This window comes from Acidovorax sp. IB03, from assembly GCF_016406015.1.
Classification (GTDB): Bacteria; Pseudomonadota; Gammaproteobacteria; order Burkholderiales; family Burkholderiaceae_C; genus Acidovorax; species Acidovorax temperans.
This window is the reverse complement of the sequence record NZ_JAEFCH010000027.1, coordinates 1-24,814: the sequence shown is the minus strand read 5'-3', so window position 1 is coordinate 24,814 and position 24,814 is coordinate 1. Positions and strand designations below refer to the sequence as shown.

23 protein-coding genes and 1 pseudogene are annotated in these 24,814 nt (G+C 65.8%); 14 read left to right on the top strand and 10 right to left on the bottom strand.

Annotation, left to right across the window (positions count from 1 at the left end):
* Nucleotides 1–41: 41 nt before the first annotated feature.
* The 3 genes and pseudogenes from IHV84_RS14255 to IHV84_RS14245 form a co-directional block, all read right to left on the bottom strand.
* A pseudogene (locus tag IHV84_RS14255) lies at nucleotides 42–491 on the bottom strand (MFS transporter); the annotation flags it as partial.
* Nucleotides 492–541: 50 nt separating this feature from the next.
* A complete protein-coding gene (gene catA / locus IHV84_RS14250; protein ID WP_198847352.1) occupies nucleotides 542–1,477 on the bottom strand; it encodes a catechol 1,2-dioxygenase in 936 nt (311 codons plus the stop codon).
* Between the two features lie 63 nt (nucleotides 1,478–1,540).
* Nucleotides 1,541–2,743, bottom strand: a complete 1,203-nt coding sequence (locus IHV84_RS14245) for a muconate/chloromuconate family cycloisomerase (RefSeq protein ID WP_198847351.1) — start codon at nucleotides 2,741–2,743, stop codon at nucleotides 1,541–1,543.
* 143 nt (nucleotides 2,744–2,886) lie between these two features.
* Between IHV84_RS14245 and IHV84_RS14240 the strand changes: the two genes are divergently transcribed.
* Nucleotides 2,887–3,870, top strand: a complete 984-nt coding sequence (locus IHV84_RS14240) for a LysR family transcriptional regulator (protein ID WP_198847350.1) — start codon at nucleotides 2,887–2,889, stop codon at nucleotides 3,868–3,870.
* Nucleotides 3,871–3,924: 54 nt separating this feature from the next.
* On the opposite strand, the gene IHV84_RS14235 is transcribed toward IHV84_RS14240, so the two are convergent.
* Entirely contained in the window at nucleotides 3,925–5,211 is a 1,287-nt protein-coding gene (locus IHV84_RS14235) for a solute carrier family 23 protein (RefSeq protein WP_066696626.1), read from the bottom strand.
* Nucleotides 5,212–5,391: 180 nt separating this feature from the next.
* Here IHV84_RS14235 and IHV84_RS14230 point away from each other — a divergent pair, with 180 nt between their 5' ends.
* Nucleotides 5,392–6,135 (top strand): zf-TFIIB domain-containing protein, encoded by a 744-nt coding sequence (locus tag IHV84_RS14230; protein WP_198847349.1) that lies wholly within the window; start codon nucleotides 5,392–5,394, stop codon nucleotides 6,133–6,135.
* 24 nt (nucleotides 6,136–6,159) lie between these two features.
* Here the strand turns inward: IHV84_RS14230 and IHV84_RS14225 are convergent, their stop codons facing one another.
* Both IHV84_RS14225 and ubiM read right to left on the bottom strand, forming a co-directional pair.
* The gene (locus IHV84_RS14225; RefSeq protein ID WP_044397253.1) at nucleotides 6,160–6,591 is read right to left on the bottom strand and encodes a hypothetical protein; all 432 of its coding nucleotides are present in this window, start codon (nucleotides 6,589–6,591) and stop codon (nucleotides 6,160–6,162) included.
* Between the two features lie 185 nt (nucleotides 6,592–6,776).
* Nucleotides 6,777–8,078 carry a 5-demethoxyubiquinol-8 5-hydroxylase UbiM gene (gene ubiM, locus IHV84_RS14220; RefSeq protein WP_233100029.1) on the bottom strand — a complete coding sequence of 434 codons (1,302 nt, stop codon included), beginning with the start codon at nucleotides 8,076–8,078 and terminating at the stop codon, nucleotides 6,777–6,779.
* 463 nt (nucleotides 8,079–8,541) lie between these two features.
* On the opposite strand from ubiM, the gene IHV84_RS14215 reads away from it, so the two are divergent.
* From IHV84_RS14215 to pssA, 3 genes are all read left to right on the top strand, one after another.
* Nucleotides 8,542–9,318 carry a M48 family metallopeptidase gene (locus IHV84_RS14215; protein WP_370541288.1) on the top strand — a complete coding sequence of 259 codons (777 nt, stop codon included), beginning with the start codon at nucleotides 8,542–8,544 and terminating at the stop codon, nucleotides 9,316–9,318.
* A 207-nt stretch (nucleotides 9,319–9,525) separates the two neighbouring features.
* Nucleotides 9,526–11,754, top strand: coding sequence for an acetoacetate--CoA ligase (locus IHV84_RS14210; protein WP_198847347.1), 2,229 nt, complete (start codon nucleotides 9,526–9,528; stop codon nucleotides 11,752–11,754).
* Nucleotides 11,755–11,961: 207 nt separating this feature from the next.
* Nucleotides 11,962–12,588 carry a CDP-diacylglycerol--serine O-phosphatidyltransferase gene (pssA, locus tag IHV84_RS14205; RefSeq protein WP_198847346.1) on the top strand — a complete coding sequence of 209 codons (627 nt, stop codon included), beginning with the start codon at nucleotides 11,962–11,964 and terminating at the stop codon, nucleotides 12,586–12,588.
* Nucleotides 12,589–12,778: 190 nt separating this feature from the next.
* On the opposite strand, the gene IHV84_RS14200 is transcribed toward pssA, so the two are convergent.
* Entirely contained in the window at nucleotides 12,779–13,702 is a 924-nt protein-coding gene (locus IHV84_RS14200) for a DMT family transporter (RefSeq protein WP_198847345.1), read from the bottom strand.
* Nucleotides 13,703–13,754: 52 nt separating this feature from the next.
* Here IHV84_RS14200 and IHV84_RS14195 point away from each other — a divergent pair, with 52 nt between their 5' ends.
* From IHV84_RS14195 to IHV84_RS14175, 5 genes are all read left to right on the top strand, one after another.
* Complete coding sequence (locus IHV84_RS14195; RefSeq protein WP_198847344.1) at nucleotides 13,755–14,636, top strand: ion transporter; 882 nt, start codon at nucleotides 13,755–13,757, stop codon at nucleotides 14,634–14,636.
* Between the two features lie 136 nt (nucleotides 14,637–14,772).
* Nucleotides 14,773–15,528, top strand: a complete 756-nt coding sequence (gene minC / locus IHV84_RS14190) for a septum site-determining protein MinC (protein WP_198847343.1) — start codon at nucleotides 14,773–14,775, stop codon at nucleotides 15,526–15,528.
* A 45-nt stretch (nucleotides 15,529–15,573) separates the two neighbouring features.
* Nucleotides 15,574–16,389 carry a septum site-determining protein MinD gene (gene minD / locus IHV84_RS14185; protein ID WP_044397093.1) on the top strand — a complete coding sequence of 272 codons (816 nt, stop codon included), beginning with the start codon at nucleotides 15,574–15,576 and terminating at the stop codon, nucleotides 16,387–16,389.
* Nucleotides 16,390–16,392: 3 nt separating this feature from the next.
* On the top strand, nucleotides 16,393–16,659 hold the full coding sequence (gene minE / locus IHV84_RS14180) for a cell division topological specificity factor MinE (protein WP_044397094.1): 267 nt from the start codon (nucleotides 16,393–16,395) through the stop codon (nucleotides 16,657–16,659).
* 66 nt (nucleotides 16,660–16,725) lie between these two features.
* Nucleotides 16,726–18,237, top strand: coding sequence for a DUF4832 domain-containing protein (locus IHV84_RS14175; RefSeq protein ID WP_198847342.1), 1,512 nt, complete (start codon nucleotides 16,726–16,728; stop codon nucleotides 18,235–18,237).
* A gap of 91 nt (nucleotides 18,238–18,328) precedes the next feature.
* Here IHV84_RS14175 and IHV84_RS14170 read toward each other — a convergent pair whose 3' ends face one another.
* Nucleotides 18,329–18,850, bottom strand: a complete 522-nt coding sequence (locus IHV84_RS14170; RefSeq protein ID WP_198847374.1) for a flavin reductase family protein — start codon at nucleotides 18,848–18,850, stop codon at nucleotides 18,329–18,331.
* 99 nt (nucleotides 18,851–18,949) lie between these two features.
* Here IHV84_RS14170 and IHV84_RS14165 point away from each other — a divergent pair, with 99 nt between their 5' ends.
* On the top strand, nucleotides 18,950–19,741 hold the full coding sequence (locus tag IHV84_RS14165; RefSeq protein WP_198847341.1) for an alpha/beta fold hydrolase: 792 nt from the start codon (nucleotides 18,950–18,952) through the stop codon (nucleotides 19,739–19,741).
* A complete protein-coding gene (locus tag IHV84_RS14160; RefSeq protein ID WP_233100027.1) occupies nucleotides 19,738–20,868 on the top strand; it encodes a M14 family zinc carboxypeptidase in 1,131 nt (376 codons plus the stop codon). The genes IHV84_RS14165 and IHV84_RS14160 overlap by 4 nt, the downstream gene beginning before the upstream one ends.
* A 60-nt stretch (nucleotides 20,869–20,928) precedes the next feature.
* On the opposite strand, the gene IHV84_RS14155 is transcribed toward IHV84_RS14160, so the two are convergent.
* The gene (locus IHV84_RS14155) at nucleotides 20,929–21,492 is read right to left on the bottom strand and encodes an NAD(P)H-dependent oxidoreductase (RefSeq protein ID WP_198847340.1); all 564 of its coding nucleotides are present in this window, start codon (nucleotides 21,490–21,492) and stop codon (nucleotides 20,929–20,931) included.
* 39 nt (nucleotides 21,493–21,531) lie between these two features.
* The gene (locus IHV84_RS14150; RefSeq protein ID WP_198847339.1) at nucleotides 21,532–22,869 is read right to left on the bottom strand and encodes a D-amino acid dehydrogenase; all 1,338 of its coding nucleotides are present in this window, start codon (nucleotides 22,867–22,869) and stop codon (nucleotides 21,532–21,534) included.
* Nucleotides 22,870–22,988: 119 nt separating this feature from the next.
* Here IHV84_RS14150 and IHV84_RS14145 point away from each other — a divergent pair, with 119 nt between their 5' ends.
* Both IHV84_RS14145 and IHV84_RS14140 read left to right on the top strand, forming a co-directional pair.
* Nucleotides 22,989–23,900, top strand: a complete 912-nt coding sequence (locus IHV84_RS14145; protein WP_044397099.1) for a LysR family transcriptional regulator ArgP — start codon at nucleotides 22,989–22,991, stop codon at nucleotides 23,898–23,900.
* A gap of 122 nt (nucleotides 23,901–24,022) precedes the next feature.
* Nucleotides 24,023–24,646 (top strand): TetR/AcrR family transcriptional regulator, encoded by a 624-nt coding sequence (locus tag IHV84_RS14140; protein ID WP_370541290.1) that lies wholly within the window; start codon nucleotides 24,023–24,025, stop codon nucleotides 24,644–24,646.
* The last annotated feature ends 168 nt before the right edge of the window (nucleotides 24,647–24,814 follow it).

Below are 24,814 nucleotides of genomic sequence, written 5' to 3'. Positions count from 1 at the left end.
GGCGCTGGGGATTTCATGCATGGGCGCGGAATACTTTGCGCTCAGCCAGAGACGGCCGTTGGCGCTCGTCGGCTCGCAGGGTTTGCAACAGGTGCCACCAAGGGGGTAGCGCTGCGGCGGTTGAACAGAATAAAGCAACCCATGGCCAACGCGGCGACCAAGCCAGGGATTGCGAACACCAGGAAGTTCATTTGCAGGGGCAAAGCAGCAGCCAGCAACGAGCCGCCCAACAACGGCCCCACGATGGCGCCGGTGCGGCCCACGCCCGAAGCCCAGCCCAGACCGGTGGAGCGCATGGCCAGCGGGTAGAACTGCGCCGTGTTGGCGTACAGCAGGATCTGCGTGCCGATGGTGGTGGCGCCTGCGATGAAGATCAGCAGATACAGCACAGGCATGGGGCTCTTGAAGCCGAGCAGCGCAATCGCCAGGGTGCCTGCTGTGAAGAAGGCCACCACCCCCGCGCGTGCGGCGCGGTTTTCAAAGGGGGCGCTAAAGGGCGAAGCCGGCGGTAGTGCACCGTGGCGCTACCGCCGCAGGAGGGTCAGGCCGCCAGGCGTGGGCGGTCGACCAGCTGGTTGTCAACGCCGTTGACCAGGCTGCTGAGCCTGAAGTCGAACACGATCTCTGCGAAAGGACCGTTCAGGCCGTTGGCCTGGATGGAGGCTGCGTCCGTGCGCTCCACCAGTGCGGGCACCAGGCCTTCACGCGTGGCGCAGGCGAAGTCATCGTTCAACAGTGGGTCGCTGTCGATGTTGATCTGTGTAGTCAGCTTGCGGTGGCCCTCAGCCGTGACAAAGAAGTGGATGTGGGCGGGGCGGTTGCCGTGGCGACCCAGCTGATTCAGCAGTGCTTGTGTGGGGCCATCGGGCGGGCAGCCATAGCCTTGGGGCACGATGCTCTGGAACTTGTAGCGGCCCTGGTCGTCGGTGATGATGGTGCGGCGCATGTTGAAGGCCTTTTGCTCACCAGTGGGGTCGTAGTGTGAGTAGAAGCCTTTGGTGTTGGCGTGCCAGACTTCAACCTTGGCGTTGGGCATGGGCTTGCCGTCCGCGCTGTACACCGTGCCGTGCATGATCAGCGTGTGGCCTGCCTTATCACTGCCGTCGTCCAGGCGGGCAAAGCCCTTGGCTTCCGGCGCGCCGGCCACGTACAGAGGGCCTTCGATGGTGCGGGGCGTGCCATTTTCAACGCCCAGTTCCTTGTCCTTGGCGTCCATGCGCATGTCCAGGAAATGGTCCAGGCCCAGGCCGGGGGAGAGCAGACCGGCTTCGCCACGAGCGCCCAGGGTGTTCAGGTACGCGATACCCGCCCAGTATTCGTCCGAGGTGATGTCCAGATCGTCAATGGCTTTGAACAGGTCGGACAGCAGGCGGTGCACGATCTGCTTGGCGCGTGGGTTGCCGCCGCTCTGGTTCAGGCCGCTGGCCAGACGCAGGAAGTCCTGGACTTCAGGGGTGTTGAAAATTTGGATGGCCATGGGGAGATCTCCTGGGGGTCGTTGTGAAAGGTAAAGCGGGCCAGCGGTGACGGGGCCCATCCGTCATGCAATCTGTGGTTGCGGTGTGGGTTGGGCAGCGGCTATCAGGCCGCTGCGTTTCTTGTCGCGTCGGAAGTACTGCACGCGCTCTTCGTCCAGGGCAATGCCCAGGCCGGGCGCCGTGGGCACCGCCAGTTCGAAATCCCGGTATTGCAGGGGCTCTGCCAGGATCTCTTCCGTCAGCAGCAGCGGGCCGAACAGTTCGGTGCCCCACTGCAGGTGCTTGAAGGTGGCAAACACGTGGGCGGAAGCGATCGTTCCCACAGCGCCTTCGAGCATGGTGCCGCCGTACAGCTCAATGCCTGCTGCGTCGGCAATGGCCGCCACCTGTTGTGCGGCCTGCAGCCCGCCGGATTGCTCGGTCTTGACGGCGAAGACATCGGCGGCCGCATCGCGTGCCAGTGCAAATGCCGAAGCGGGGCCGGTGAGTGATTCGTCGGCCATCACGGCAATGGGATGGCGCCCCTTGAGGCGTCCCATGGCTTCGGCAGACGCCACGGGCTGCTCTACCAGTTCGCAGCCTGCGTCTGCCAAGCCGGCCAGGCCTTGCTGGGCCTCCAGCTCGCTCCATGCCATGTTCACATCCACGCGCACCGCGCCGCGGTCGCCCAGGGCTTTCTTGATGGCAGCCACGTGGGCCACATCAGCGGCCACGCTGCGGCGGCCAATCTTCAGCTTGAAGGTCTTGTGCCGGCGCAGCGCCAGCATGCGCTCGGCTTCATCAATGTCTTTGGCGGTATCGCCGGAGGCCAGCGTCCACGCTACGGGCAGGCTGTCGCGCACACGCCCGCCCAGCAGTTGCGACACGGGCAGCCCGGTGCGGTGGCCCAGAGCGTCGAACAAGGCGGTTTCCACCGCGCACTTGGCGAAGCGGTTTTCCTTGATGGCTTTGTTGAGCCTAGCCATGAGGGCCGGCACGTGGTTGGCGTCGGCACCCACGAGCAACGGCGCGAAGTAGGTGTCGATGGCCAGTTTCATGCCCTCTGGCGATTCCGCCCCGTAGGCCAGCCCGCCAATGGTGGTGCCTTCGCCCACGCCCACGGTGCCGTCGGAGCAGTAGAGGCGCACCAGCATGAGCGTTTGCCCGTTCATGGTGGTCATGGACAACTGGTGTGGCCGGATCGTGGGCAGGTCTACCAGGAAGGTTTCCACCCGTTCAATCACGGCCGCACTGGCTGGAAGAGGGAGGCTGGGGCTGTGTTGCATGGTGCGAATTGAACAGCTTGGCCTTCCCCCAATCCAACACCAAATTGGTCTTATTGCATACCTAAAAGATATAGTTCTGCGTTACACCAATAAAAATCAACCACTTGCAGGGTGATCTGCCTGCATTTGTATGGTTTACCCTTATGGACATCCGTCAGCTCAAATATTTCGTGGCTGTGGCCAACGAGCGCAATTTCACCCGCGCCTCTGAAGTGCTGCACATCGCCCAGCCGCCGCTGAGTCGGCAGATCCAGTTGCTGGAGGAGGAGTTGGGCGTGCAGCTCATCCTGCGCAATAGCCGCCCGCTGCGGCTCACGGAAGCGGGGCGCGTTTTTTACGAGCAGGCGCTGCAAATCATCAATCGGCTGGACCAGCTCAAGACGGCCACCCGCCAAATTGGCCTGCAGCAGCGAGAGACCGTGTCCATCGGGTTCGTGCCCTCTACCTTGTACGGTGGTCTCCCGATGCTGGTGCGCAAGCTGCGCCAGCATTACCCCGATGTGGACATCCAGCCGGTGGAGCTGACGTCCACCCAGCAGATTGGGGCCCTGAAGTCAGGCCGCATTGATGTGGGCTTTGGCCGCATCCGGGGCAACGATTCCTCGGTGGCCCGCACGGTGCTGCGCGAAGAACGGCTGGTGCTGGCCATTCCTCCCGATTCGCCCCTGGCTGCCAACGCTGGCCACATCAGCCTGAGCGAGCTCAATGGGCAAAAGCTCATCGTCTACCCCAAGGAGCCCCGCCCCAGTTTTGCAGACCATGTGCTGAGCTTTCTGAACGACCAGGACATTCGCCCCTCAGAAATCCACGAGGTTCGGGAGATCCAGACCGCCCTGGGCCTGGTGGCGGCGGAGTATGGGCTGTGCCTGATTCCGTCGTCAGCGCGTTTGCGCAGCGATCTGCACTACCGCCTGATCGATGACCCGCGCATCACCTCGCCCATCATCCTGAGCCACCGGCTCAACGACAACGCCTGGTACATCGCCGCCATCAAGCAGCTCGTCAGTGACATGTACGCGGAAAACCCGCCATGGCTGGATGTGGAGCACAACGTGTTGCCCGGCACGGGCCTGCCCCCGTCCAGGAAGGCTGCCAAGGAAAAGAAGGCCCAGAAAAAAGCGCCCTGAGATCGGGCGCTTGGGGTGAGCCTGCCGCGCAGGCGGCGGCAGGCTGGTAAACGCTCAACCCTTGCGGTTGAGCAATGCGTACAGAATGATCGCGCCAAAGGTGGCGGTGCCGATGCCGCCCAGGGCAAATTCACCAAACTTCAGCGTGAAGTCGCCCGTGCCCAGGATCAGGGTGATGGCCGCCACGATGAGGTTCTTGTTCTGCGAGAAGTCCACCTTGTTGTCCACCCAGATCTTGGCGCCCGCCACGGCGATCAGGCCAAACACCACGATGGAGACACCACCCATCACCGGCAGCGGAATGGTCTGGATCAGCGCGCCAAACTTGGGCGAAAAGCCCAGCACCAGAGCGAACACGCCAGCGAGCAGGAACACCGCGGTCGAGTAGATCTTGGTGGCGGCCATCACGCCGATGTTTTCGGCGTAGGTGGTCACGCCCGTGCCGCCAGCGCTGCCGCTGACCATGGTGGCAATGCCGTCGCCAATGAAAGCGCGGCCCATGTAGCGGTCCAGGTCCTGGCCGGTCATGGCTGTCACGGCCTTGATGTGGCCCAGGTTCTCCGCCACCAGGATGATGGCCACCGGGGCGATGAGCAGCATGGCGCTGCCGCTGAACACCGGGGCCGCAAAGCTGGGCATGCCAAACCAGGGCGCATTGGCCAGGGCCGACAGGTCCATGGGTTTGCCCAGGCCCATGCCGTTGGTCAGCACGGCATAGACGATGCTGGCGGCAATCAGCCCCACCAGAATCAACAGGCGCTGCACCATGCCGCGTGTGAGCACAGCCACCAGGCCCACGCACACGAAGGTGACGGCCTGCATCCAGCTGTCAAAGTTGCTCGCGGCCATGTTCTTGATGGGGATGCCTGCCAGGTTCAGGCCGATCACCGCCACCACCGAGCCCGTGACCACGGGGGGCATGCAGCGCTCAATCCACCGTGTGCCAATGGCCTGCACCAGTGCGCCGATCAGCGTGTACAGCAGGCCGCAGGCAATGATGCCGCCCAGTGCCACGCCGATATTGGCGTTGGCACCCTTGCCCGCGTAGCCCGTGGCCGCAATCACCACGCCAATGAAGGCAAAGCTGGAGCCCAGGTAGCTGGGCACCTTGCCGCCGGTGACCAGAAAGAAGATGAGCGTGCCCAGCCCGCTCATGAGAATGGCCACGTTGGGGTCGAACCCCATCAGGATGGGGGCCAGCACCGTGGCGCCAAACATGGCAATCACGTGTTGCACACCCATCACCGCCGTTTGCGGCCACGGCAGGCGCTCGTCCGGGCCAACGACACCGCCTTGCTGCAGCACGTCGGGGCTTTTGACTTTCCAGTCCATCAATCCCATGGTGTATTCCTTGTAAAAATTCGTGTGCTGGATGCTAGTGGATTTCTGCCTGTTGTTGCGTCGTGTGAAGGCGCTGCCTGGCCGGCTGTTGGCGCCCAGGCCGCTTCGGGGCAGCAGTTAGGATGCGGGGCGTTGCGCCCGCTTCGGGCGCGAGACGAGTCATCTGCCACCCTGCCCGCCATGAAGCCCACGCCCCTGTGCCCCTCTTGCCGCCTGCCCATGGAGGTTCACCAGCTCGACGGCCACGACCATGGGTTGGGCCATGGCGTGGTGGAGCTGGACATTTGCTTTGCGTGCCAGGGCATCTGGTTTGACCACCGCGAAAACCTCAAGCTCAGCCCCCAGGCCGTGGTAGAGCTGTTTACGCTGCTGCACCAGCACCGCACGGACGAGCGCCGCCCCCTGCAGCGCCAGCTGGCCTGCCCGCGCTGCGTGCGACCGCTGGCGCCGTCGTTCGACGTGGTGCGCAGCGGCCGCTACATGGTGTACCGCTGCGCGCAGCAGCACGGGCGCTTCAGCGCGTTTTCGTCTTTCATGGTCGAAAAGGGCTTTGTGCGCCACCTCACGCGCGCGGAGGTGGATGATTTGGCCCGGCGCGTGGACGCCATCTACTGCACCGGCTGCGGCTCGCCGGTGGACATTCGCAAAGACCACGCCTGCCCGTACTGCCGCGCCGCGTTCTCGCTGATTGACCCCGAGGCCGTGAAAAAAGCGCTGGAAGGCTACCGGGTGGCGGCGGCGCCCGCTGCAGCGCCCTCCGCCCCCGACCTGGCCGACGCCCTGGTGATGCTGGAGCGGGACCGCAACCGCGCGCAGCGCGAACAGCAGAGAAAACGCTTTTCCGGCGAAGCGGAAGATTCCATCACTGGCGACCTCTTCGCTGCCGGGGTGGCCGCGGTGGTGGGCATGCTGATGGGCAAGTGACTGCCCCGGTCTTTTGACGGGTTCTCAGGCCTTGGCGGGCTTGCGGCTGCTTCTGCTGGCCTTCTTCTTGCCCGAGCCCGCTTTCTTGCCGCGCAGGTGCAGCCCCCAGCTCACCAGCACCCAGAGGTAGGACGCCAGCACCGAATACGCCGCGATGGCGGGCAGTGACAGGGGAGGAGCGGCGATGGAGCGCGGGTTGCTCAGCGTCTCCAGCAGTTGCTTGGTGCCTGCGCCCAGCACCGGGACGGCCTGCGCCGTGCCAGGGCGCGCCATGCGGGCGGCCATGAAGACGAAGAACTCCATGAGCAGGGCACCCACCAGGTAGCAGGCCAGCAGCGCCATCAGGTACGAAAAAGACCGGCGGTCGCCTTTGGCAAGGAACACAACGGCCGACAGCAGCACCAGTGCGGGCAGCAGCAGGGCCACGGCGGGCCAGGCAGACATCAGGGTGGGCATGGCAGTGAAAGCAGTGAAGTAAGGCGAGGAAGACCGAGGGCAGGGCGGCGGAACCGCAGCGCAACGGCCGGGCAGAAGCCCTGCCCGCGCGGCTGCCGATCATAGTGGCCCGTGCGCGCCGCCTTCGCGGGCTACCGCGCCATCAACGTAACCGGGCTTTACCAAGTGCCGGCCCGGCGAGCCCTTCAGCGCCCTGGCCTGGCAGCCGCCAGGGCTGTGCCCAGCCGTGCCAGCGGCGTTTGCCAGGCCGGTGTTTTGCCGGTGAGCTGCCCCACGATGGCCGCCTTGAGCGGCGGCAGGTGCCGCGCGCCTTGCAGCACCGCTTGCCGCAACAGGCGGGGCAGGGGGCGGGCGTCGGTGTACAGCCGCACGATGGCGTTGGTGCCTTGATAGATAGGCCAGGCGTGCAGGTGGTGGGCGCGGGCATAAGGCGCCAGCGCGGCGGCGTCGCCCAGGTCCTGCCCTCGCTGGCGGGCGGCCTCCAGCGCTTGCGTCAACCGCTCCACCCCCGCCAGGCCCAGGTTGTAGCCATGGGCGGTGACCGGGTGCATGCCCACTGCGGCGTCGCCCAGCAGGGCGCAGCGCGGCCCGGTGAAGCGCTGTGCGTACACGGCGACCAGCGGGTAGGCGTGGCGCTGCTCGATCAGCTCCATGTCGCCCAGCCGGTGCTGGAACTGCGCCTGCACCTCGGCCGTGAATGCGGTGGGCTCCAGCGCCATCAGGCGTGCGGCGTCGGCGGCCTGCGCCGTGACCACGACCGAGCATTGCGGGCGGCCCGCTGCGTCGTCAGGCAGGGGCAGCACGGCCAGCGTGCGTTCGTAGCCAAAGCATTCGTGGGCGGTGTCTGCGTGGGGCTCGGTGTGGCGCATGCGGCAGACGATGACGGTGCGCCCAAAGTCGGTCATCTGGGCGCCAATGCCCAGCTGGCGGCGTGCGGCAGAAAAGCGGCTGTCGGCCGCCACCACCAGCGGTGCGCACAGGCGCTGGCTGGCCTGGCCGGGGGCGGCAGCGTCGGTGTAATCGACCTCTGCGTGCGTGGGCAGGGTGGCCACCCGGTGCACTTGCGCACCCGGCACGATGCGCACGCCCGGCGTGCTGGCGGCCACGCCATAGGCCGTGCGCCGCAGGGCGTGGTTGGGCACGATGAAGCCCAGTGGCATCGATGGCGCGGGTGCAGCGCCAGCGCCGTGCGCCGCCTGCAATTGCATGGCGCTGTGTGCGCCCACCGGGCCGTCGTGCACATGGGCGGCGCGGATGTGCCCCATCTCGCTGGCGGCCAGGCCCGCCCACGAACCCAGGCGCTGCAAGGTGGCCACGCTGGGGTGGGTGAGCGCGATCTCGCGGCCGTCGGGCGCGGGCTGCTCCAGCGCGGCGGTGGGGTTCTGGTCCAGCACGGTGGCGGTAAAGCCCGCTTTTGCCAAAGAGATGGCCAGCGACAGGCCCGCTGGCCCGGCGCCCACGATGAGTACGTCGCTGTGCATGTGCATGAGAGGGTGTGCCATTGGCGCAAAAAAGGAGCAGGCATTGTGGGCCGGGGTATGCGGCCGTGCCTTGCAATGCATCAAAGGGGCCCGGAAAAACGCTGTGGTGCGGGTGCACACGGTTCACCCGCAAAGCGTGACATATGTAACGTAACATGAGCTGACTGGGGGTGTTTCCCTCCCAATCCACCCATCTGGTGTTACAAAAGGCGACGCGTTGCACACCATAGGCGAAAGATACGAACGGTTGCAATTGCCTGGGGTGGGAAGTCGTTTGGCACGGGTGCATGGAACAATGGTGCGCCGTTCTGACAACAACATCCCACCGCACCACGGTGAGCGCGCCCTGCCATGACCACCGTGGCAGTGGCAGTGGCAGCGCCCGTGGCGGTGCTTATTTCAACGAGGGAATCAACATGAAAAAAATGACGTACACGCCCTGGCGTGCGCGCTGGCGCTCACCGGCTGTGTGACCACCGAGGGGGGCTCGGCCAGCGGGCTGTCGGCCGTGGTTTCGGCCTTGAACACCACGGGTGCAGTGGGTTCGGGCGGCTCCAAGACAGAAAACCAGGTTGGCGCGGCGGTGGATATGTTCAAGGCCGTGACAGTCTCGGACGAGGAACTCAAGTCGGTGGCACTGCAGTACCGCGCCTATGGAGACCGCACCGAAAAGCTGGCGCCGCCTAACAACAAATACGCCCAGCGCCTCGAGCGCCTGACGCGCAAGCACGTCAATGAAGACGGCCTGCAGCTCAACTTCAAGGTGTACCTGAGCAAGGATGTGAACGCCAACGCGACGGCCGACGGCTCCATCCGTGTGTACGCAGGTTTGATGGACATGATGAACGACCAGGAGCTGCTGGGCGTCATCGGCCACGAAATCGGCCACGTCAAGCACGCCCACACCATGAGCGCCATGCGCACCGCCTACATGGCCTCCGCTGGCCGCAAGGCTGTGGCGGCCTCCAGCGGCACGGCAGCCAAGCTGGCCGATTCCGAACTGGGCGCGCTGGGCGAAAAGATGTTCAACAGCCAGTTCTCGCAAAGCCAGGAAACCGAGTCGGATGACTACGGCCTGGCCTTCATGCAAAAGCACAAGTACAACGTCAAGGCGCTGGAGTCGGCCTTCCGCAAGCTGGCGTCGCTCAGCGGCAAACAGGGCGGGCTCGACCAGATGCTGTCCTCCCACCCCGATCCAGGCTCGCGTGCCGACCGCATGCGCGACAAGACCGGTGGCAAGAAGTGATGCTATGAAAATAATAGCTGCTGGCGCTTTCTGAATAAGCGCTGGAGGCCAATTCCATTCAAAGAGCCCCGCATTGCGGGGCTCTTTTTTTTGGGCGCCGCCGCGCCGCACCAAGGCAACCCTCTGCCTGCCAGATGCCCTGGTCAGCCGTCAACCGCGTGACTGCCCCGGGTGGCTACTTCACAGCGGCGCTGCTACGCTGGCGGCATGGAGACAAAACACATTCCCCACGGCCGGGGCACATCGGCCCAGGGCACCGCGCCGCCCTACGTTCCGCAAATCCGCCTGTACCAGCAATGGCTGCACGCAACCCGCGGCCTGCAGTTCGACAGCTACGACGCGCTGTGGCGCTGGTCGGTCACCGATCTGGATGCCTTCTGGCAAAGCGTGTGGGACTACTTTGACCTGCAGTCGCCCACGCCCCACACGGGCGTGCTGGCCAAAAACACCATGCCCGGTGCGCAGTGGTTTCCGGGCGCCCAGGTGAACTATGTGCGCCAGGTGATGCGCCACGTCGATGCGGCGCACGCCGCAGGCCTGCCCGCCATCATCAGCCGCAATGAAAAAGGCAACCACCGCGAACTGGCCTGGCCCGAGTTGCGCCGCCAGGTCGCGTCGCTGGCGCTGCACCTCAAGGCCCAGGACGTGCAGCCGGGCGACCGTGTGGCCGCCTACCTGCCCAACGTGCCCGAAGCCATGATCGCCTTCCTGGCCACTGCCAGCATTGGCGCGGTGTGGAGCATCTGCGCGCCCGACATGGGCACGCACGCGGTGCTCGACCGCTTCCGCCAGATCGAGCCCAAGGTGCTCATCAGCGTGGACGGCGTGAGCTACGGCGGGCGCGACCACGACCGCACCGGCGTGCTGGCCGAGCTGCGTGCCGGGCTGCCCAGCCTGCAGCACGTGCTGCTGCTGGGCAATCTGGATGCTTCAATTTCCATAGCTGGCTGCGCAAACTGGGCGAGCGCTACAGCCAGAAATGACGCAGAAACTGCGGCCTTTGAGCCGATGTGGCTGGCGTTTGACCACCCGCTGTGGATCGTCTATTCCAGCGGCACCACCGGCCTGCCCAAACCCATCGTGCACGGCCACGGCGGCAGCATGCTGGTGGCGCTGCAATTGAAGGTGTTGCACAACGACATTGGCTGCAGCTATGAGGCCAACAGCTTCGGCGAGCGTTACCACTGGTACAGCTCCACCGGCTGGGTGATGTGGAACGCGCAGATGAGCGGCCTGCTCTCGGGCACCACCTGCGTCATCTTTGACGGCAACCCCGGTGGCAGCAAAGAGCACCCCGACTGGGGCGTGCTGTGGCGCTTTGCGGCCGACACCGGCGTGACCTTCTTCGGCGCGGGCGCGGCATTCTTTGCCAATTGCATGAAGGCGGGCATCACGCTGAGTGACTATGGCGACCTCACGCGCATCCGTGCGCTGGGCACCACCGGCTCGCCGCTGTCGCCCGAGGTGCAGCAATGGGGCACGGCGCAGTTTGAGGCGCTGGGCACGCGCGACAACGCCGCAGCGCCGGGCCGCCCCAAGCAAGGCGCGGCCCCCCGCACCGGCCAAGCCGGGGGCCCTTCCCCAGCCGGGGGCAGCGACCCACACGCAGTGGGGGAGCGTGGGGGCGAACCAATATGGTGGAACAACATCTCTGGTGGCACGGATTTCTGCGGCGCCTTCATCGGCGGCAACCGCGAGATGCCCCAGGTGCCCGGCGAGATGCAATGCCGCATGCTGGGCGCAGCGGTGGAAGCCTGGAACGCCGAGGGCCAGCCGGTGACGGACGAGGTGGGCGAGCTGGTGTGTGCGCAGCCCCTGCCGTCCATGCCGCTGTACCTGTGGGGCGACAAGGACGGTTCGCGTTATCTCTCGAGCTACTTTGACATGTACCCCGCAGGCCACGGCCGCCAGCCGGGCGGTGGCGACGGCCCCGCCAGCATGGGCGCGGTGTGGCGGCACGGCGACTGGCTCAAGATCGGCACCAACGGCGGCTGCACCATCTATGGCCGCTCTGATGCCACCATCAACCGCCATGGCCTGCGCATGGGCACGAGCGAGATCTACAGCGCTGTCGAGGCCTTGCCCGAGGTGCTGGACAGCATGGTGGTGGACCTGGAATACCTGGGCCGCGAGAGCTACATGCCCCTGTTTGTGGTGTTGCGCCCCGGCCAGGCGCTGGATGAGGCCCTGCGCGCGCGCATCAACGCGGCGGTGCGCACCGCGCTCAGCCCCCGCTTTGTGCCCGACGACATCTTTGCCGTGGCTGAAGTGCCCCGCACCCTGAGCGGCAAGAAGCAAGAGCTGCCCATCAAGAAGCTGCTGCTGGGCCAGCCCATCGAGAAGGTGGTGAACAAGGACGCGATGGCCAACCCGGGCTGCCTGGATTGGTACGTGGCCTTTGCGGCCGAGCGGGCGCAGACCTTGCCAACGGCCTAGCCGTACGCTGCGACACCAGGCGTATCGACTGGCTGTGGTGAAGAAAGCCGTGCCGGGCGTGGGGCAGCGGCTGGGGGACTCGTCCAGCTGTTAACCTGCAGGGTGGCCGCCTGAAACCCGCTGCGCCGCCACAGATACCGGGGCGTTGGCGACCTGCACGCCCATAATTGAACTTTGCTTTGACTGTGCTCCACAGACGCACTTCCCATGAACACACCCCAGCACCCCAAACGTTTTTCCATGATCCGCGAATTCCATCTGGCGGACTGGTTCACCCTTGGCAACGCGGTTTGTGGCGTCGGGGCACTGTTTTCAGCCATGTCGTACCTGGCCACGCAGGATGTGGTGCACATCTACTTTGCCGCCGCCCTGGTGCTGGCGGCGCTGATTTTTGATGTGCTGGACGGCCGCATCGCCCGCTGGCGCCAGAAAAGCTCGGCCATGGGGCGCGAGCTGGATTCGCTGGCCGACGTGATCTCGTTTGGCGTGGCGCCCGCCATCATTGCCTACGGCTGCGGCATGCAGGGCCTGTATGACCGCGTGGTGCTGGCCTACTTCGTGGCCTGCGGGGTGTCGCGCCTGGCGCGCTACAACGTCACGGCCGAAAACCTCTCGGGCGATGATGGCAAGGTGAAATACTTTGAGGGCACGCCCATTCCCACCTCCATCGTGCTGGTGGGCCTGCTCGCGCTGGCCGCCGCCCAGGGGGCCGTGGGCCCCAACCTGTGGGGCGGCAACATGGTGTTGGCGGGCTTCACGCTGCACCCGCTGGTGCTGCTGTTTGCTGCGTCCGGCTCGCTGATGATCAGCCGCATCCGCATTCCCAAGCTCTGATTTGCTATTGAAAATATAGCTGCTGACGCTTGCTATATAAGCGCTAGAGGCTGTTTTTAGGCTCTTCTAGCGAATAGTAGTGATGGAAATCGCCGCACGTCTGTAAACGACGATTTCGACGTACGACATTTATCGAGTGCATCACTAGCATTCGCTAGAAGAGCCTGTTTTTACTCAATTTTCAGAAGATTCAGGCTGCCGTGGGCTTGCGGTTCACCAGCACAATGCCCACCGCCACCAGGCCCAGCGCCGCCACCAGGCCTGCGGTGATGGGCTCGCCCAGCCAGCCCGCGCCAAACAGCAGTGCAAACACCGGCGTCAGAAACACAAACGAAGACATCTTGGTGGCCGGGTAGCGCGCCAGCATCCACATCCAGGCCAGGTAGCTCGCAAACGCCCCCACCAGAGCCTGAACTAGGAGAGATGCCCAGGCAAACGCGCTGAAGTCCCACGACCAGGTCTCGCCCAGCGCCAGCGACAACAGGGGCAACAGGGCGGTGCTCACTGCCACCTGGTAGAGCAACTGGTGCTCTGGTGCCACCCGGGCCAGGGCCGTGCTGCGGATGACCACCGTGGTCAGTGCCCACATCAGCCCCGCCGCCAGCCCCAGCGCATCGCCCAGCCAGGCCAGCGGGTGCGCGCCAGCAGCGCGGCCTGCCAGCCCGTCGCCCAGTGCCAGCCCCACGCCGACAAACGCCGCCGCCAGGCCCAGCCATTGCCAGGTGTACAGCCGCTCGCCGGGAATAAAGCGCGGCAGCAGCAACGCCACCCAGAAGGGCGAGCTGTACAAAAACACCGTTAGCCGCGAGGCAGAGGTGTATTGCAAACCTACGTAGATGCACGCGAACTCGCCCGCAAACAGCGCCCCGGCCAGCAGGCCGGCCCGCCAACTGCCGGGCGGCGCTGCAGCGCCAGGGGCGACCCGCCCGCGCCACAGGCACCAGGCGCCGATGGCCGCCGTGGCCATGGCAAAGCGCACAAAGGCCTGGAACACCGGCGGCACCTCGGCCACCGTGGCCTTGAGCAGCACCTGCTGGAACCCCCAGAACATGCAGCAAGCCAGCAGCAGGGTGATGGCGAAAGTGTCGAGGTGGGCTTTGCGGGTGGGGCTCATCGCTTGATTATGGTCAAGTGACAGCCGAGCCGCTTCGGGTTTCAATAGCGGAATGCCTCACGCCCCTTCCAGCCCCGACACCCCAGGCACCGACACCGCTTTGCAGGGCTGGCGCCTGCGCCTGTACACCATCATTTTTGAAGCCGACACGCGCGCGGGGCGGTGGTTTGATGTGGCGCTGATCGTGCTCATTCTGGCCAGCGTGGCCGTGGTGGTGGCTGACAGCGTACCTGCCCTGCAGGCCCGTTGGCACCAGGTGTTCTGGGCCGCCGAATGGGTGTTCACGCTGCTGTTCACCATCGAATACGTGGCGCGCCTGCTGTGCGTGCGCCAGCCACTGCGCTACGCCACCAGCTTTTTTGGCATCGTGGATCTGCTGGCGCTGCTGCCCACTTATCTGGCGCTGCTGCTGCCCGAGGCCCATGTGCTCATCGACGTGCGTGTGTTGCGGTTGCTGCGCATCTTCCGGGTGTTCAAGCTCACGGCGTACATGACCGAATACAGCAGCCTGGGGCAGGCGCTGCGGGCCAGCCGCCGCAAGATCACTGTGTTTCTGACGGCGGTGCTCATGATCGTGCTGGTAATGGGCACCCTGATGTACGTGGTGGAAGGCCCCAGCAACGGGTTTGAGTCCATCCCCACGGCCGTGTACAGGGCCATCACCACCATGACCACGGTGGGCTTTGGCGATATCACGCCCAAGACGGACATGGGCCGCTTCATCGCCTCCGTCATGATGCTGCTGGGCTGGGGAACGCTGGCCGTGCCCACGGGCATCGTGACGGCCGAAATGGCGTCGCAGCGGGGGGTGGCGCCGCAGGTGCCCACCACCCGCACTTGCCCCGAGTGCCTGACCGAAGGCCACCTGCCCGAGGCGCGCTACTGCCTGCACTGCGGAGCGCATTTGTCGCCCTGGCAGCGCGAGGGCGCCTGAGCGTCCATTCCAGGGCAACTTCTCATGCAAGCGAATGTGAGCGGTCGCCCCGCCGTGCACCGCCGGGCCATGCGCTGCCGCTACACTCAGGCCTTTGGGTTGCGCCCGGTGGTGCAGCCATTGAACCTTCCCCTCCATGGCCACTGAAACGGCGGCGCAATCCCGCACCAGTTTTGACCTCAAAAGTGCTTCACTGCCCGTGGTGGCGGTGGTGCTTAAGACCACGGACGCGGCGCAGTTTGCCGTGGACCTGGCCGAGCGCGTGGCCGATGCGCCCGGTTTTTTCGACTTTGACCCCGTGCTGATCGACCTTGCGCCCGTGCGCGAGGCCGAAGATCCCATCGACTTTGCCGCGATTGCCGAGCAACTGCGCCAGCAGCGCACCTTGCCCGTGGCTGTGCGCGGTGGCAGCCCCGCCCAGATGGAAGCCGCCCGCGCCGCCGGTCTGGCCGCTGCCCCCGACGCTCCTCCCGCCCGTGCAGAAGCCCCCGCCCCCGTGGAAGTGGTGCGTGAAGTGATCCGCGAGGTGGAGGTGGTGCGCGAAGTGCCCATGCCCGGCCCCGGCACGGTGGTGGTGGACAAGCCCTTGCGCTCAGGTCAGCAGGTGTATGCGCGCGGCGCCGACCTGGTGGTGATGGCCGTGGTGAGCTTTGGCGCCGAGGTGATTGCCGACGGCAACATCCACGTCTATGCCCCGCTGCGCGGCCGCGCCATTGCTGGCGCCCGGGGCAACACCGAGGCCCGCATTTTCAGCACCTGCCTGGAGCCGCAGCTGGTTTCCATTGCAGGCATCTACCGCACCACAGAAACCGCCTTGCCCGACAACGTGGCAGGCAAGCCCGCCCAGGTTCGCCTGGACGGTGAAAAACTCATCATTGAGCCTCTGGCTTGATGGGCCCCATCCGATTCGTATCAACCCACTGAGAACTAACAAGACATGGCCAAAATCGTCGTCGTGACCTCCGGCAAAGGTGGCGTGGGCAAGACCACCACCAGCGCCAGCTTTGCCTCCGGCCTCGCCCTGCGCGGCCACAAGACTGCCGTGATCGACTTCGACGTCGGTCTGCGCAACCTGGACCTCATCATGGGCTGCGAACGCCGCGTGGTGTATGACCTGATCAACGTCATCCACGGCGAGGCCAACCTGAATCAGGCCCTGATCAAGGACAAGCAGTGCGACAACCTGTTTGTGCTGGCCGCCAGCCAGACCCGCGACAAGGACGCCCTCACGCAAGACGGCGTGGGCAAGGTGCTGTCGGACCTGGCCGGCATGGGCTTTGAATACATCGTTTGCGATTCGCCCGCCGGCATTGAAAGTGGCGCCCTCATGGCCATGCACTTTGCCGACGAGGCGCTGCTGGTGACCAACCCCGAGGTGTCCTCCGTGCGCGACTCCGACCGCATCCTGGGCATGCTGGGCAGCAAGACCAAGCGCGCCATCGAAGGCGGCGAGCCCGTCAAGGAGCACCTGCTCATCACGCGCTACAACCCCAGCCGCGTGGAAGACGGCCAGATGCTGAGCCTGGAAGACATCCAGGACATCCTGCGCATCAAGCTCATCGGCGTGATTCCTGAATCTGAAGTGGTGCTGCAGTCGTCCAACCAGGGCACGCCCGCCATCCACGCGCAGGGCAGTGATGTGTCTGAGGCGTACAAGGACGTGATCGACCGCTTCCTGGGCCAGGAAAAGCCCCTGCGCTTCATCGAGGCAGAAAAGCCCGGCTTCTTCAAACGCCTTTTCGGGAGCAAATAAGCCATGGCTTCGTTCCTCTCCTTTCTCCTGGGTGAGAAGAAAAAAACCGCCAGCGTTGCCAAAGAACGTCTGCAGATCATCCTGGCGCACGAGCGCAATGGCCGCAGCGCCGCCGAGCCCGACTACCTGCCCGCCCTGCAGCGCGAGCTGGTCGCCGTCATCTCCAAGTACGTGAAGATCAACCCCGAAGACCTCAAGGTGCAACTGGAGCGCCAGGACAACCTGGAAGTGCTCGAAGTGAAGATTGAGTTGCCCGACACCGTGCGCTAAGGCGCGCGGGGCTCGTGCCCGCTGCAACGGTTGGTGTAACAATGCGTCAACCATTGCGGAGGGCTTATGAACCACCCAAAGCGCAAGAGCTGGACGGCCTTAGCTCTGGTGTGCGCCACCCTGGCAGCCTGCGGCGGCTCGGCCGAAAACGACGGCGTCACCATTCCGTTTGGCGGCCCGGGGGCGCCGCCCGCCGTAGCAGAGGTTCCCCAGCCTAAAGCCATGGGCAAGGCCATGGCGCTGGCCTCCACCGCCCCGCTGGCCGAAGTCAGCCTCTCCCCGTCCGACCAGGACTTCCCCAACCCCGAGCGCGGCTTCTACCGCTTTGCGACCGACCCCTCCAAGATCACCGCCACCTCGCTCGCCTACGTGGTGGCAGACGGCCAGCGGCTCGTCTACACCCCGGGCGATTTGAGCGCCTACCGCACGCGGGATTTGCCCAGCACCTACCTCACCAAGCTGAACACGGGCTTTGCCAACCTGCGCAAGCAGGGCCTCAAGGCCGTGGTGCGGTTTGCCTACAACTACCCTGAAACCGAGTCCGACTATCTCAACGCGCAGGACGCCACGCTCTCGCGCGTCAAGCGCCACATCACCCAGCTGCAGCCGGTGCTGCAGGCCAATGCGGATGTGATTGCCGCGGTGCAGGGCGGCTTCATCGGGGCCTGGGGCGAGTGGCATACCTCGTCCAACAAGCTCACCACTCCGGCCAACAAGGCGGCCGTGCGCGATGCGTTGCTGCAGGCCGTGCCCGCCAGCCGCCAGCTGCAGGTGCGCTACCCCGGTGATCTGGCGGCGTGGTACCCCACGCCACCCACGCTGGAACAATTGCTGGCGCCCAGCCCCACCGCTGCGGCGCGCATTGGCCAGCACAACGACTGCTTCCTGGCCAGCCCCGACGACGTGGGCACCTATTGGGCCGACACGCCCGCCCAGTCGGCCACGCTGCGCACCTACGCCCAGCAGTCCAGCGCAGTGACGAGCGCTGGGGGCGAGACCTGCGCCCCACCCGTGGCGGCCCAGGCCCGCATGGCCTGCGAAGACATCCTGCGCGAAGGCGCGGCGTACCACATGACCTACCTGAACCGCGACTACTACGAAGGCTTCTTCGCCCAGTGGCAGGCGGGCGGCTGCATGGCTGAGGTGTCGCGCAAGCTGGGCTACCGGTTGCAGCTGCAGACCGTGACACACGGTGCCGTGGCCACGCCGGGCGGTTCGCTGGCCTGGCAGGTGTCCCTCAGCAACCAGGGCTGGGCCCGCCCGATGAATGCGCGCAACCTGGCGCTGACCCTGGTCAGCGCCACCAACGAGGCGACGGTGCTGCCCCTGGCGGGCACCGACCTGCGGCAGGCCAGCCCGGGCGAGGCGCTGCAATGGGCTGGCGAGGTCACGCTGCCCGCCACCCAGGCCCCCGGCAGCTACCGCGTGCACATCGGTGCACCCGATGCCGCCAGCGCTCTGGCGGCCACTCCCGCCTACGCGGTGCGCTTTGCCAATGCCGACAGCGCCGTGACGGGCGTGCAGTGGCAGGCAAGCACGGGGTGGCTCGTGTTGGGGACCACGCTGCAGGTGCAGTGATGGGGTTTGAAACAAAAATAGCTGCTAGCGCTTATGGAATAAGCGCTAGCAGCTATTAAATCCGTAGCGTCAGGCGCTGCGAAGACGAGCCCTACAACGGGTGCTCGGTGTAAAACTTGCCCCCGTGGTACAGCAGCGGCGACGCACCTTCGCGGTGTTCGCAGTGCTCGACCTCGCCCACGAAGATGGTGTGGTCGCCTTCCTTGTACTGGCTGCGGTTGAAGCATTCAAACGTGGCAGCAGCGCCGGCCAGCAACGGGGCGCCGTTGATGCCGGGGCAGTGTTCCACGCCGGCCCAGCGGTCAATGCCGCGCGTGGCAAAGCGTTCGGCCAGGGCTTTTTGGTCAGCAGCCAGCACATGGATGGCGTAGTGTGAGCCATTGGCAAACGCGGGCATGCTGCTGGCGCCATGCGACAGGCTCCACAGCACCAGCGGGGGCTCCAGCGACACCGAGTTGAACGAGCTGGCCGTGAGCCCGACCAGCTCGCCCGCCGCATTGCGGGCGGTGACGATGGTCACGCCCGTGGCAAACATGCCCAGCGCGTTTCGAAATTCGCGCGAGGAGAAGCTGGGCGGCAGTGCCAGGGCAGGGCGGGGCAGGGGGCTGTTCACAAAGTTCGGGCGCGGGGCCGGCATCAAAGGGGGATGGAACTATTATGGAGTGCCACCTGCGCGCGCGTGCGGCGCAGGCAACCCGGCACTCTTTTTTGTATGGCTTTGCTTCCCACTTTCTCTATCCTGGGCTCCGGCCCCACGGTGCTGATGCTGCACGACGCCGACGGCGATTACCTGACCTTTGCCCCCCAAGTGGAGATGCTGGCCAGCGCAGGCTACCGCGCCGTGGCGTGGAACATGCCCGGTTATGGGCACAGCGCGCCGATTGAGCCCTACACCTTCAAAGGCCTGGCGCAAAGCTGCGTGGCACTCATCGATGCCCTGCAGTGCGGCCCCGTCACCCTGGTGGGCCACGGCATGGGCGCCATGCTGGCCCTGGAAGTGGCCGTGCGCCGCGCCGAGGTGGTGAACCGCCTGGTGCTGTGCGCCGGTGGCCCGGCGCTGGATGCCCAGGCCGTACAGGACTGGCTGGCCCCGCGCGAGCGGGCGCTGGACGCCGCGCAGCAGCCGGGCGGCAGCATGCAGCAACTGGCGCAGACCCTGGTGCCCCAGTGCATAGGCCCCGGCGCCTTGCCCGAAGGCGTGCGTCTGGCCGAACACGCGCTGGCGCAAGTGCACCCCGCCACCTACCGCCGCGCCTTGCAGGCCATGCAGGGTTTTGACCGCTGGGCCCAGGCCTGGGTGAACGTGCACACCCCCACCTTGCTGGTGGGTGGTGAGGCTGACCATTGCACACCGCCCGCCGCGCTGGAGGCCCTGGCCCAGCTGATGCCCGATGCCCGGCACCTGAGCCTGCCGCACGTTGGCCACTGGCCGCAGCTGGAAAACCCCGAAGCGTTCGACGCGGCACTGCTCGACTTCCTGGCCACGCAGCGGGTGCTGCATTGAACGCCGCCGCACCAACGCCAGCCCCCGCATCTGCCGTGCGCTGGCTGGGTTTCTCCTTGCTGGCCGCAGGCTGCGTGGCCGCCGCGTGGTGGGGGCCTGCCCAACTGTGGCCCACCACGGCGGCGCCCGATGGGGTGTATGGCCGGGCGGGCGATGGGCCCTCGGGCCTGGCGCTGCTGTCTGCCCAGGCTGAGAAGGGGGCCTTGCAGGCCGACGTGCCACGCCCGGCCAGCCCAGCTTCCCCGCCGGTCACTGCGGTCGCAGAGCCTTTTTTGCCCGAGGTGGCTGAGGCCGCCTGCACCACGCTGCTGCCGCGCTTGCCTGGGCTGTCGCGCGCGCAGTGCGTGGCCACCCGGTTGCAGGCCAGTGGTACCTTGTCACGCCAGGGGGCGCCGCTGTATTGGCGGGATGTACCGACGCACGCCGGTGCTGCCGCCAAAGGCCAGCCCGACGCAGAGCCGCTGCGCGTGCTGGTGGTGGGCGCCATGCATGGCGACGAGCTCACCGCCGCATCGCTGGCCCTGCGCTGGATTGGCATGGCGGCGGCCGAGGGGGCGGTGGACGCGGACGAGCCAGCGCCCGTGCACTGGCGCTTCATCCCTGTGCTGAACCCCGACGGCCTGCTGGCCCCCAAACCCACGCGTGTGAACGCAGGCGGTGTGGACCTGAACCGCAACTTCCCCACGCCCGGCTGGGCCGAGGAAGCCCCGGTGTACTGGGAAAAGCGCACCCGCAACGACCCGCGCCGCTGGCCCGGCCACACGCCGCTGTCCGAGCCCGAATCGCGCTTTTTGCACCAGCAGATGGACCAGTTTCAGCCGCAACTGGTGGTCAGCATCCACGCGCCCTATGGGGTGCTGGACTTTGACGGCCCCCACGACCCGCCGCTGCGGCTGGGCCGCCTGCGCATGGACAAGCTGGGCGTGTTCCCCGGCTCGCTGGGGCATTACGGCGGCCTGCACCGGGGCGTGCCGGTGTTCACCATCGAGCTGGAGCACGCCCTGCGCATGCCGCCGGATGCCGAGGTGCGCGCCATGTGGCGTGACCTGCGCCACTGGATGAACACCCGGCTGCTGGAGGGCGCCGACGCTGTGGCCGGGGTGAAGCCACCTGGCCTGCAGCGTTGATCGGGCCTGGCTTTGAATGAAATCGGGCTCTGGCGCTGATATGGAAAGCGCTAGCAGCTCTTATTTTGATAGCAAAAAGTGCGCGGCCTGTGCCACGGCCTGCGCATCTGCCTGCACCGCACCGGGCGGCCCGCCCTTGCCCCACAGGGCGCCGCCCCAGGGCATGGAGAGGAACTTGGCGCACAGCTCTACCGAGTCGATCATCGGCTGGGCCTTGGCGCGGTCGCCGCTGGTGGTGATGAGGTGTAGCGACTTGGCGGCCATCTGTTCCTTGAAGGGCAGCCCGGGCACGCGCATCCAGCCGCTCCAGTGGTCCAGATAGGTCTTGAGCGGCGAAGGAATGCTGAACCAGTACACGGGCGACACGAACACGATGTGCGTGGCCGCCAGCGTCGCGTCGAGCAGCGTCTTCAGGTCGCCCTCGGGCGCGGGGTAGGTGCCCACGGTGTGGCGCAGGTCCACAAACGGCGGCAGGTGCATGCGCGCCAGGTGGTGCCAGGTTTGCACCGTGCCCGCAGGCAGCGCAGCGGCGGCCTGCTGGGCCAGCCATTCGGTGTTGCCCAGGTGGCCGCTTTCGCGGGTGGATGTGGTGAGAAAGAGGTAATGCGGTGTGGTGTTCGACATGCCGCCGATGGTAGCTGCGGCATGCCGGGTGCGTCGTCGCTAGGCCGCCACGGCGCCGCGCACCGCGCGCGGGGCCTGCACGCCCAAAAAGCCGAAGTTCATCGCGGGCACTTCGCCGCTCAGCAGCTCGGCCATGGCCTTGCCCGAGCCTGCGCCGTGCGTCCAGCCCAGCGTGCCGTGGCCTGCATTCACCCACAGCTTGCCCACGCGGGTTTGGCCAATGAAGGGGATATTGGTGGGCGTAGCGGGGCGCAGGCCCGTCCAGTACTGGGGGTTGCCGCCTTCTTCGGGTGTGCGGGTGTCGCACACGCCGGGCAAAATTTCGGCAATCCGGCGCGACAGCATGTGGCAGCGGGCGCGGGCCACGGGGCTGTCCAGGCTCATGTCAAAGCCGCCCAGCTCGATGGTGCCGGCCACGCGCAGGACGTTGCCCAGGCGGCTCATGGCGATCTTCTTGCCGTCGTCGATGGTGGAGACCATGGGCGCGCCTTCGGGCTTGAGTAGCGGGAAGGTGGCGCTGTAGCCCTTGCCGGGGTAAATGGGCAAGTCCACGCCCACGGTGCGCAGCAGCGGCGCGCTGTACGAGCCGCAGGCCACCACAAAGGCATCGGCCTTGAGGATGAAGTCTTTTTGGCCGCTAGCGCCCGTGTTGCGAGCGATAACAGCTACAGAATCAATAGCATCACCAATCTTGTTCAGGCGCAGCACATCGTGCCCGTACAGGAACTGCGCACCCCGCGCGGCGCAGCGGCGGGCCAGTTCTTGCGTGAACACGCGGGCGTCGCCGCTTTCGTCGGTGCTGGTGTAGGTGCCGCCGGTGATCTTGTCGCCATAGGCCTTGAAGGCTGGCTCGATCTTCAGCAGCTCATCGCGGCTGACCAGGCGGCGCTGCACGCCGAATTTGCGCATCAGCTCCACCGCGTGGCCTGCGGCGTCAAACGATTTCTGGTCGGTGTAGAAGTGGGCGATGCCGCGTTCGAGGCGGTTGTATTCAATGCCGGTGCTGGCCACCAGGTCCTTGAGGGCCGCGTGGCTGTAGGCGCCCAGCGCCACAATCTGCTGCACGTTGCGCTCAAACGCCGTGTCGTTGCACTGCGCCAGAAACTTCAGGCCCCAGCGCCATTGGTCCCAGTCGAACTGCGGGCGAAACAGCAGCGGTGCCTCTTTGTCGAACATCCACTTGAGCGCCTTGAGCGGCGCTTCGCGGTTGGCCCACGGCTCGCAATAGCTCACCGAGATCTGTGCCGCGTTGGCAAAGCTGGTTTCAAGGGCAGCGTCGGGTTGGCGATCGACGACGACCACCTCATGCCCGCGTTCGAGCAGGTGCCACGCTGTGCTGATGCCGATGATGCCGGCGCCGAGGACAATGGTTTTCATGAGGGCGCAGTGTGCGGCACATTGCGCTGAACAAAAAGCAAAATTAAACTTAATCAAAATTCATCAGGGCAGCTAATGTTGGGCCGCCTGTTTTCCGTCCCTTTTGCAGCGTTTCAGCCATGAGCACTTACGACCCCGCCGCCCTCGAATGCCTTGCCGCCATCGTGGAGGAGGGCGGCTTTGAGCGCGCCGCCCAGCGCCTGAACGTGACCCAATCCGCCGTGTCGCAACGCCTGCGCGCGCTGGAGGCGCAGGTGGGCTCGGTGCTCATCGTGCGCAGCCGCCCGCTCAAGCCCACCAGCGCGGGGCAGTTGCTGCTCAAGCACACCAAGCAGCTGCGCCTGCTGCGCGCCGACCTGGAGCGCGACCTGCAGGAGCTGGCCCCCAGCGCCCCGGGGGGCTCACGCGAAGACGAGCGCATCTCCATCGCCATCAATGCCGACAGCATTGCCACCTGGGCCATGGGCGCGCTGCACGACCTGGTGCGCCAGCGCCTGCCGCTCGAAATCATCACCGACGACCAGGATTTCACCCAGGAATGGCTGCGCTCGGGCCAGGTGCTGGGCTGCGTCACCACGCTCAAGCAGGCGCTGCGCGGCTGCAAGATGGTGCCGCTGGGCGCCATGCACTACGTGGCGGTGGCCTCAGCCGACTTTGCCCGCAAGCACCTGCCCCAGGGGCTGACGCCGCACAACTTTCGCGATGTGTCGTTTCTGTCGTTCAACCGCAAGGACGATATGGCCGCCGAATTCGTGGCGCGCACCTTTGGGCTCAAGCGCGTGGCGCTGAACCACCTGTTCGTGCCCAGCACCGAAGGGCAGATGCGCGCCGTGTCGGCAGGCTGGGGCGTGGGTGTGATGCCCGAACTGCTGGCCCGGGGCCCGATTGCCGATGGCAGCCTGGTGGATTTGGTGCCGGGGCATTTCCTGCCCATTCAGCTGTACTGGCACTGCTGGAATCTGGAGTCGGAGCTGCTGGACGCACTGACGGAAGCCCTGAAGGCGACGGCGGCCAACACGCTGGTGACCTGAGCGGCTGGCCTGCACTGGCTCGCATCCGTACGCATGGGTCTGTCGGCGAAACGACGGTAAAGACGTGAACGTAGTAGTTGTAATGCAACTACTGCATTTGTTTTTTTACCGTAATGGATAAGATGCGTGCCATGTCGACGCCGCCCACCAAAGTTTCTTTCAAAGAGCAGATGCACCTCGCCCGCGAGGAGGCCATTCTGCAAGCCACCTGCCGCCTGCTGGGCGAAAAGGCGTATGACGCCATGACCATGGACGACGTGGCCAACGCGGTCGGCATCGCCAAGGCCAGCCTCTACAAGCACTTCAGCAGCAAGGAAGAGTTGTGCAGTGCAGCCATGGTGCAGATTCTGGCGAGAGTGCGTACTTACCTTGATGGGCTTGCTGCAGAGATGCCGCCTCTGGAAAAGCTGCAGGCGCTGGTGCGCTGGTCGCTGGAGCGGCTCATCACCAACGAGATGCCACTGCTGCCCAGCCGCAACTCCAGCCTGCGCGCCGTGCTCATGGCCAACAAGGATTACCTCAATGGGCTGGTCACTGTCAGCGACCAGATCGGGGAATGGATCGTGCAGGCCCAGGGCCAGGGCTTGATCAACCCCACCTTGCCGCCCCTGGTGGTGCTGTACACCCTGTACGCCCGCGCGTGCGACCCGGTCGTCACCTTCCTCAAGGATGGCGGCCAGTACTCGGACGCCGAGATCGTGGAGCTGGTGGTGCGCACCTGTTTTGACGGGCTGTCGGCGCGCTGATCCTTGGGCCGCCGCATGGCGGCTGCGTTCTCGCACCGGGCAAAAAAAAGCCCCGCCAGGGCCCAATGCCAGTCAGTTAAGCCCGCAGGCGGCTTGATCCAGTAAAAAGGGGACGTGTTCAACACGTTCCCTTTTTTGCTTGATGAGCCTGCTTGCAAACGCCTTGCG

Excerpts from the sequence above, each read along its gene's own strand:
- IHV84_RS14140 (WP_370541290.1), top strand. The coding sequence starts at position 24,023 with ATGCGTGCCATGTCGACGCCGCCCACCAAAGTTTCTTTCAAAGAGCAG.
- IHV84_RS14175 (WP_198847342.1), top strand. The coding sequence starts at position 16,726 with ATGAACCACCCAAAGCGCAAGAGCTGGACGGCCTTAGCTCTGGTGTGC.
- catA (WP_198847352.1), bottom strand. The coding sequence starts at position 1,477 with ATGGCCATCCAAATTTTCAACACCCCTGAAGTCCAGGACTTCCTGCGT.
- IHV84_RS14150 (WP_198847339.1), bottom strand. The coding sequence starts at position 22,869 with ATGAAAACCATTGTCCTCGGCGCCGGCATCATCGGCATCAGCACAGCG.
- pssA (WP_198847346.1), top strand. The coding sequence starts at position 11,962 with ATGAACACACCCCAGCACCCCAAACGTTTTTCCATGATCCGCGAATTC.
- IHV84_RS14245 (WP_198847351.1), bottom strand. The coding sequence starts at position 2,743 with ATGCAACACAGCCCCAGCCTCCCTCTTCCAGCCAGTGCGGCCGTGATT.
- minE (WP_044397094.1), top strand. The coding sequence starts at position 16,393 with ATGGCTTCGTTCCTCTCCTTTCTCCTGGGTGAGAAGAAAAAAACCGCC.
- IHV84_RS14145 (WP_044397099.1), top strand. The coding sequence starts at position 22,989 with ATGAGCACTTACGACCCCGCCGCCCTCGAATGCCTTGCCGCCATCGTG.
- IHV84_RS14225 (WP_044397253.1), bottom strand. The coding sequence starts at position 6,591 with ATGCCCACCCTGATGTCTGCCTGGCCCGCCGTGGCCCTGCTGCTGCCC.
- IHV84_RS14240 (WP_198847350.1), top strand. The coding sequence starts at position 2,887 with ATGGACATCCGTCAGCTCAAATATTTCGTGGCTGTGGCCAACGAGCGC.
- ubiM (WP_233100029.1), bottom strand. The coding sequence starts at position 8,078 with ATGCACATGCACAGCGACGTACTCATCGTGGGCGCCGGGCCAGCGGGC.
- minC (WP_198847343.1), top strand. The coding sequence starts at position 14,773 with ATGGCCACTGAAACGGCGGCGCAATCCCGCACCAGTTTTGACCTCAAA.
- IHV84_RS14230 (WP_198847349.1), top strand. The coding sequence starts at position 5,392 with ATGAAGCCCACGCCCCTGTGCCCCTCTTGCCGCCTGCCCATGGAGGTT.
- IHV84_RS14165 (WP_198847341.1), top strand. The coding sequence starts at position 18,950 with ATGGCTTTGCTTCCCACTTTCTCTATCCTGGGCTCCGGCCCCACGGTG.
- minD (WP_044397093.1), top strand. The coding sequence starts at position 15,574 with ATGGCCAAAATCGTCGTCGTGACCTCCGGCAAAGGTGGCGTGGGCAAG.
- IHV84_RS14155 (WP_198847340.1), bottom strand. The coding sequence starts at position 21,492 with ATGTCGAACACCACACCGCATTACCTCTTTCTCACCACATCCACCCGC.
- IHV84_RS14235 (WP_066696626.1), bottom strand. The coding sequence starts at position 5,211 with ATGGGATTGATGGACTGGAAAGTCAAAAGCCCCGACGTGCTGCAGCAA.
- IHV84_RS14210 (WP_198847347.1), top strand. The coding sequence starts at position 9,526 with ATGGAGACAAAACACATTCCCCACGGCCGGGGCACATCGGCCCAGGGC.
- IHV84_RS14200 (WP_198847345.1), bottom strand. The coding sequence starts at position 13,702 with ATGAGCCCCACCCGCAAAGCCCACCTCGACACTTTCGCCATCACCCTG.
- IHV84_RS14195 (WP_198847344.1), top strand. The coding sequence starts at position 13,755 with ATGCCTCACGCCCCTTCCAGCCCCGACACCCCAGGCACCGACACCGCT.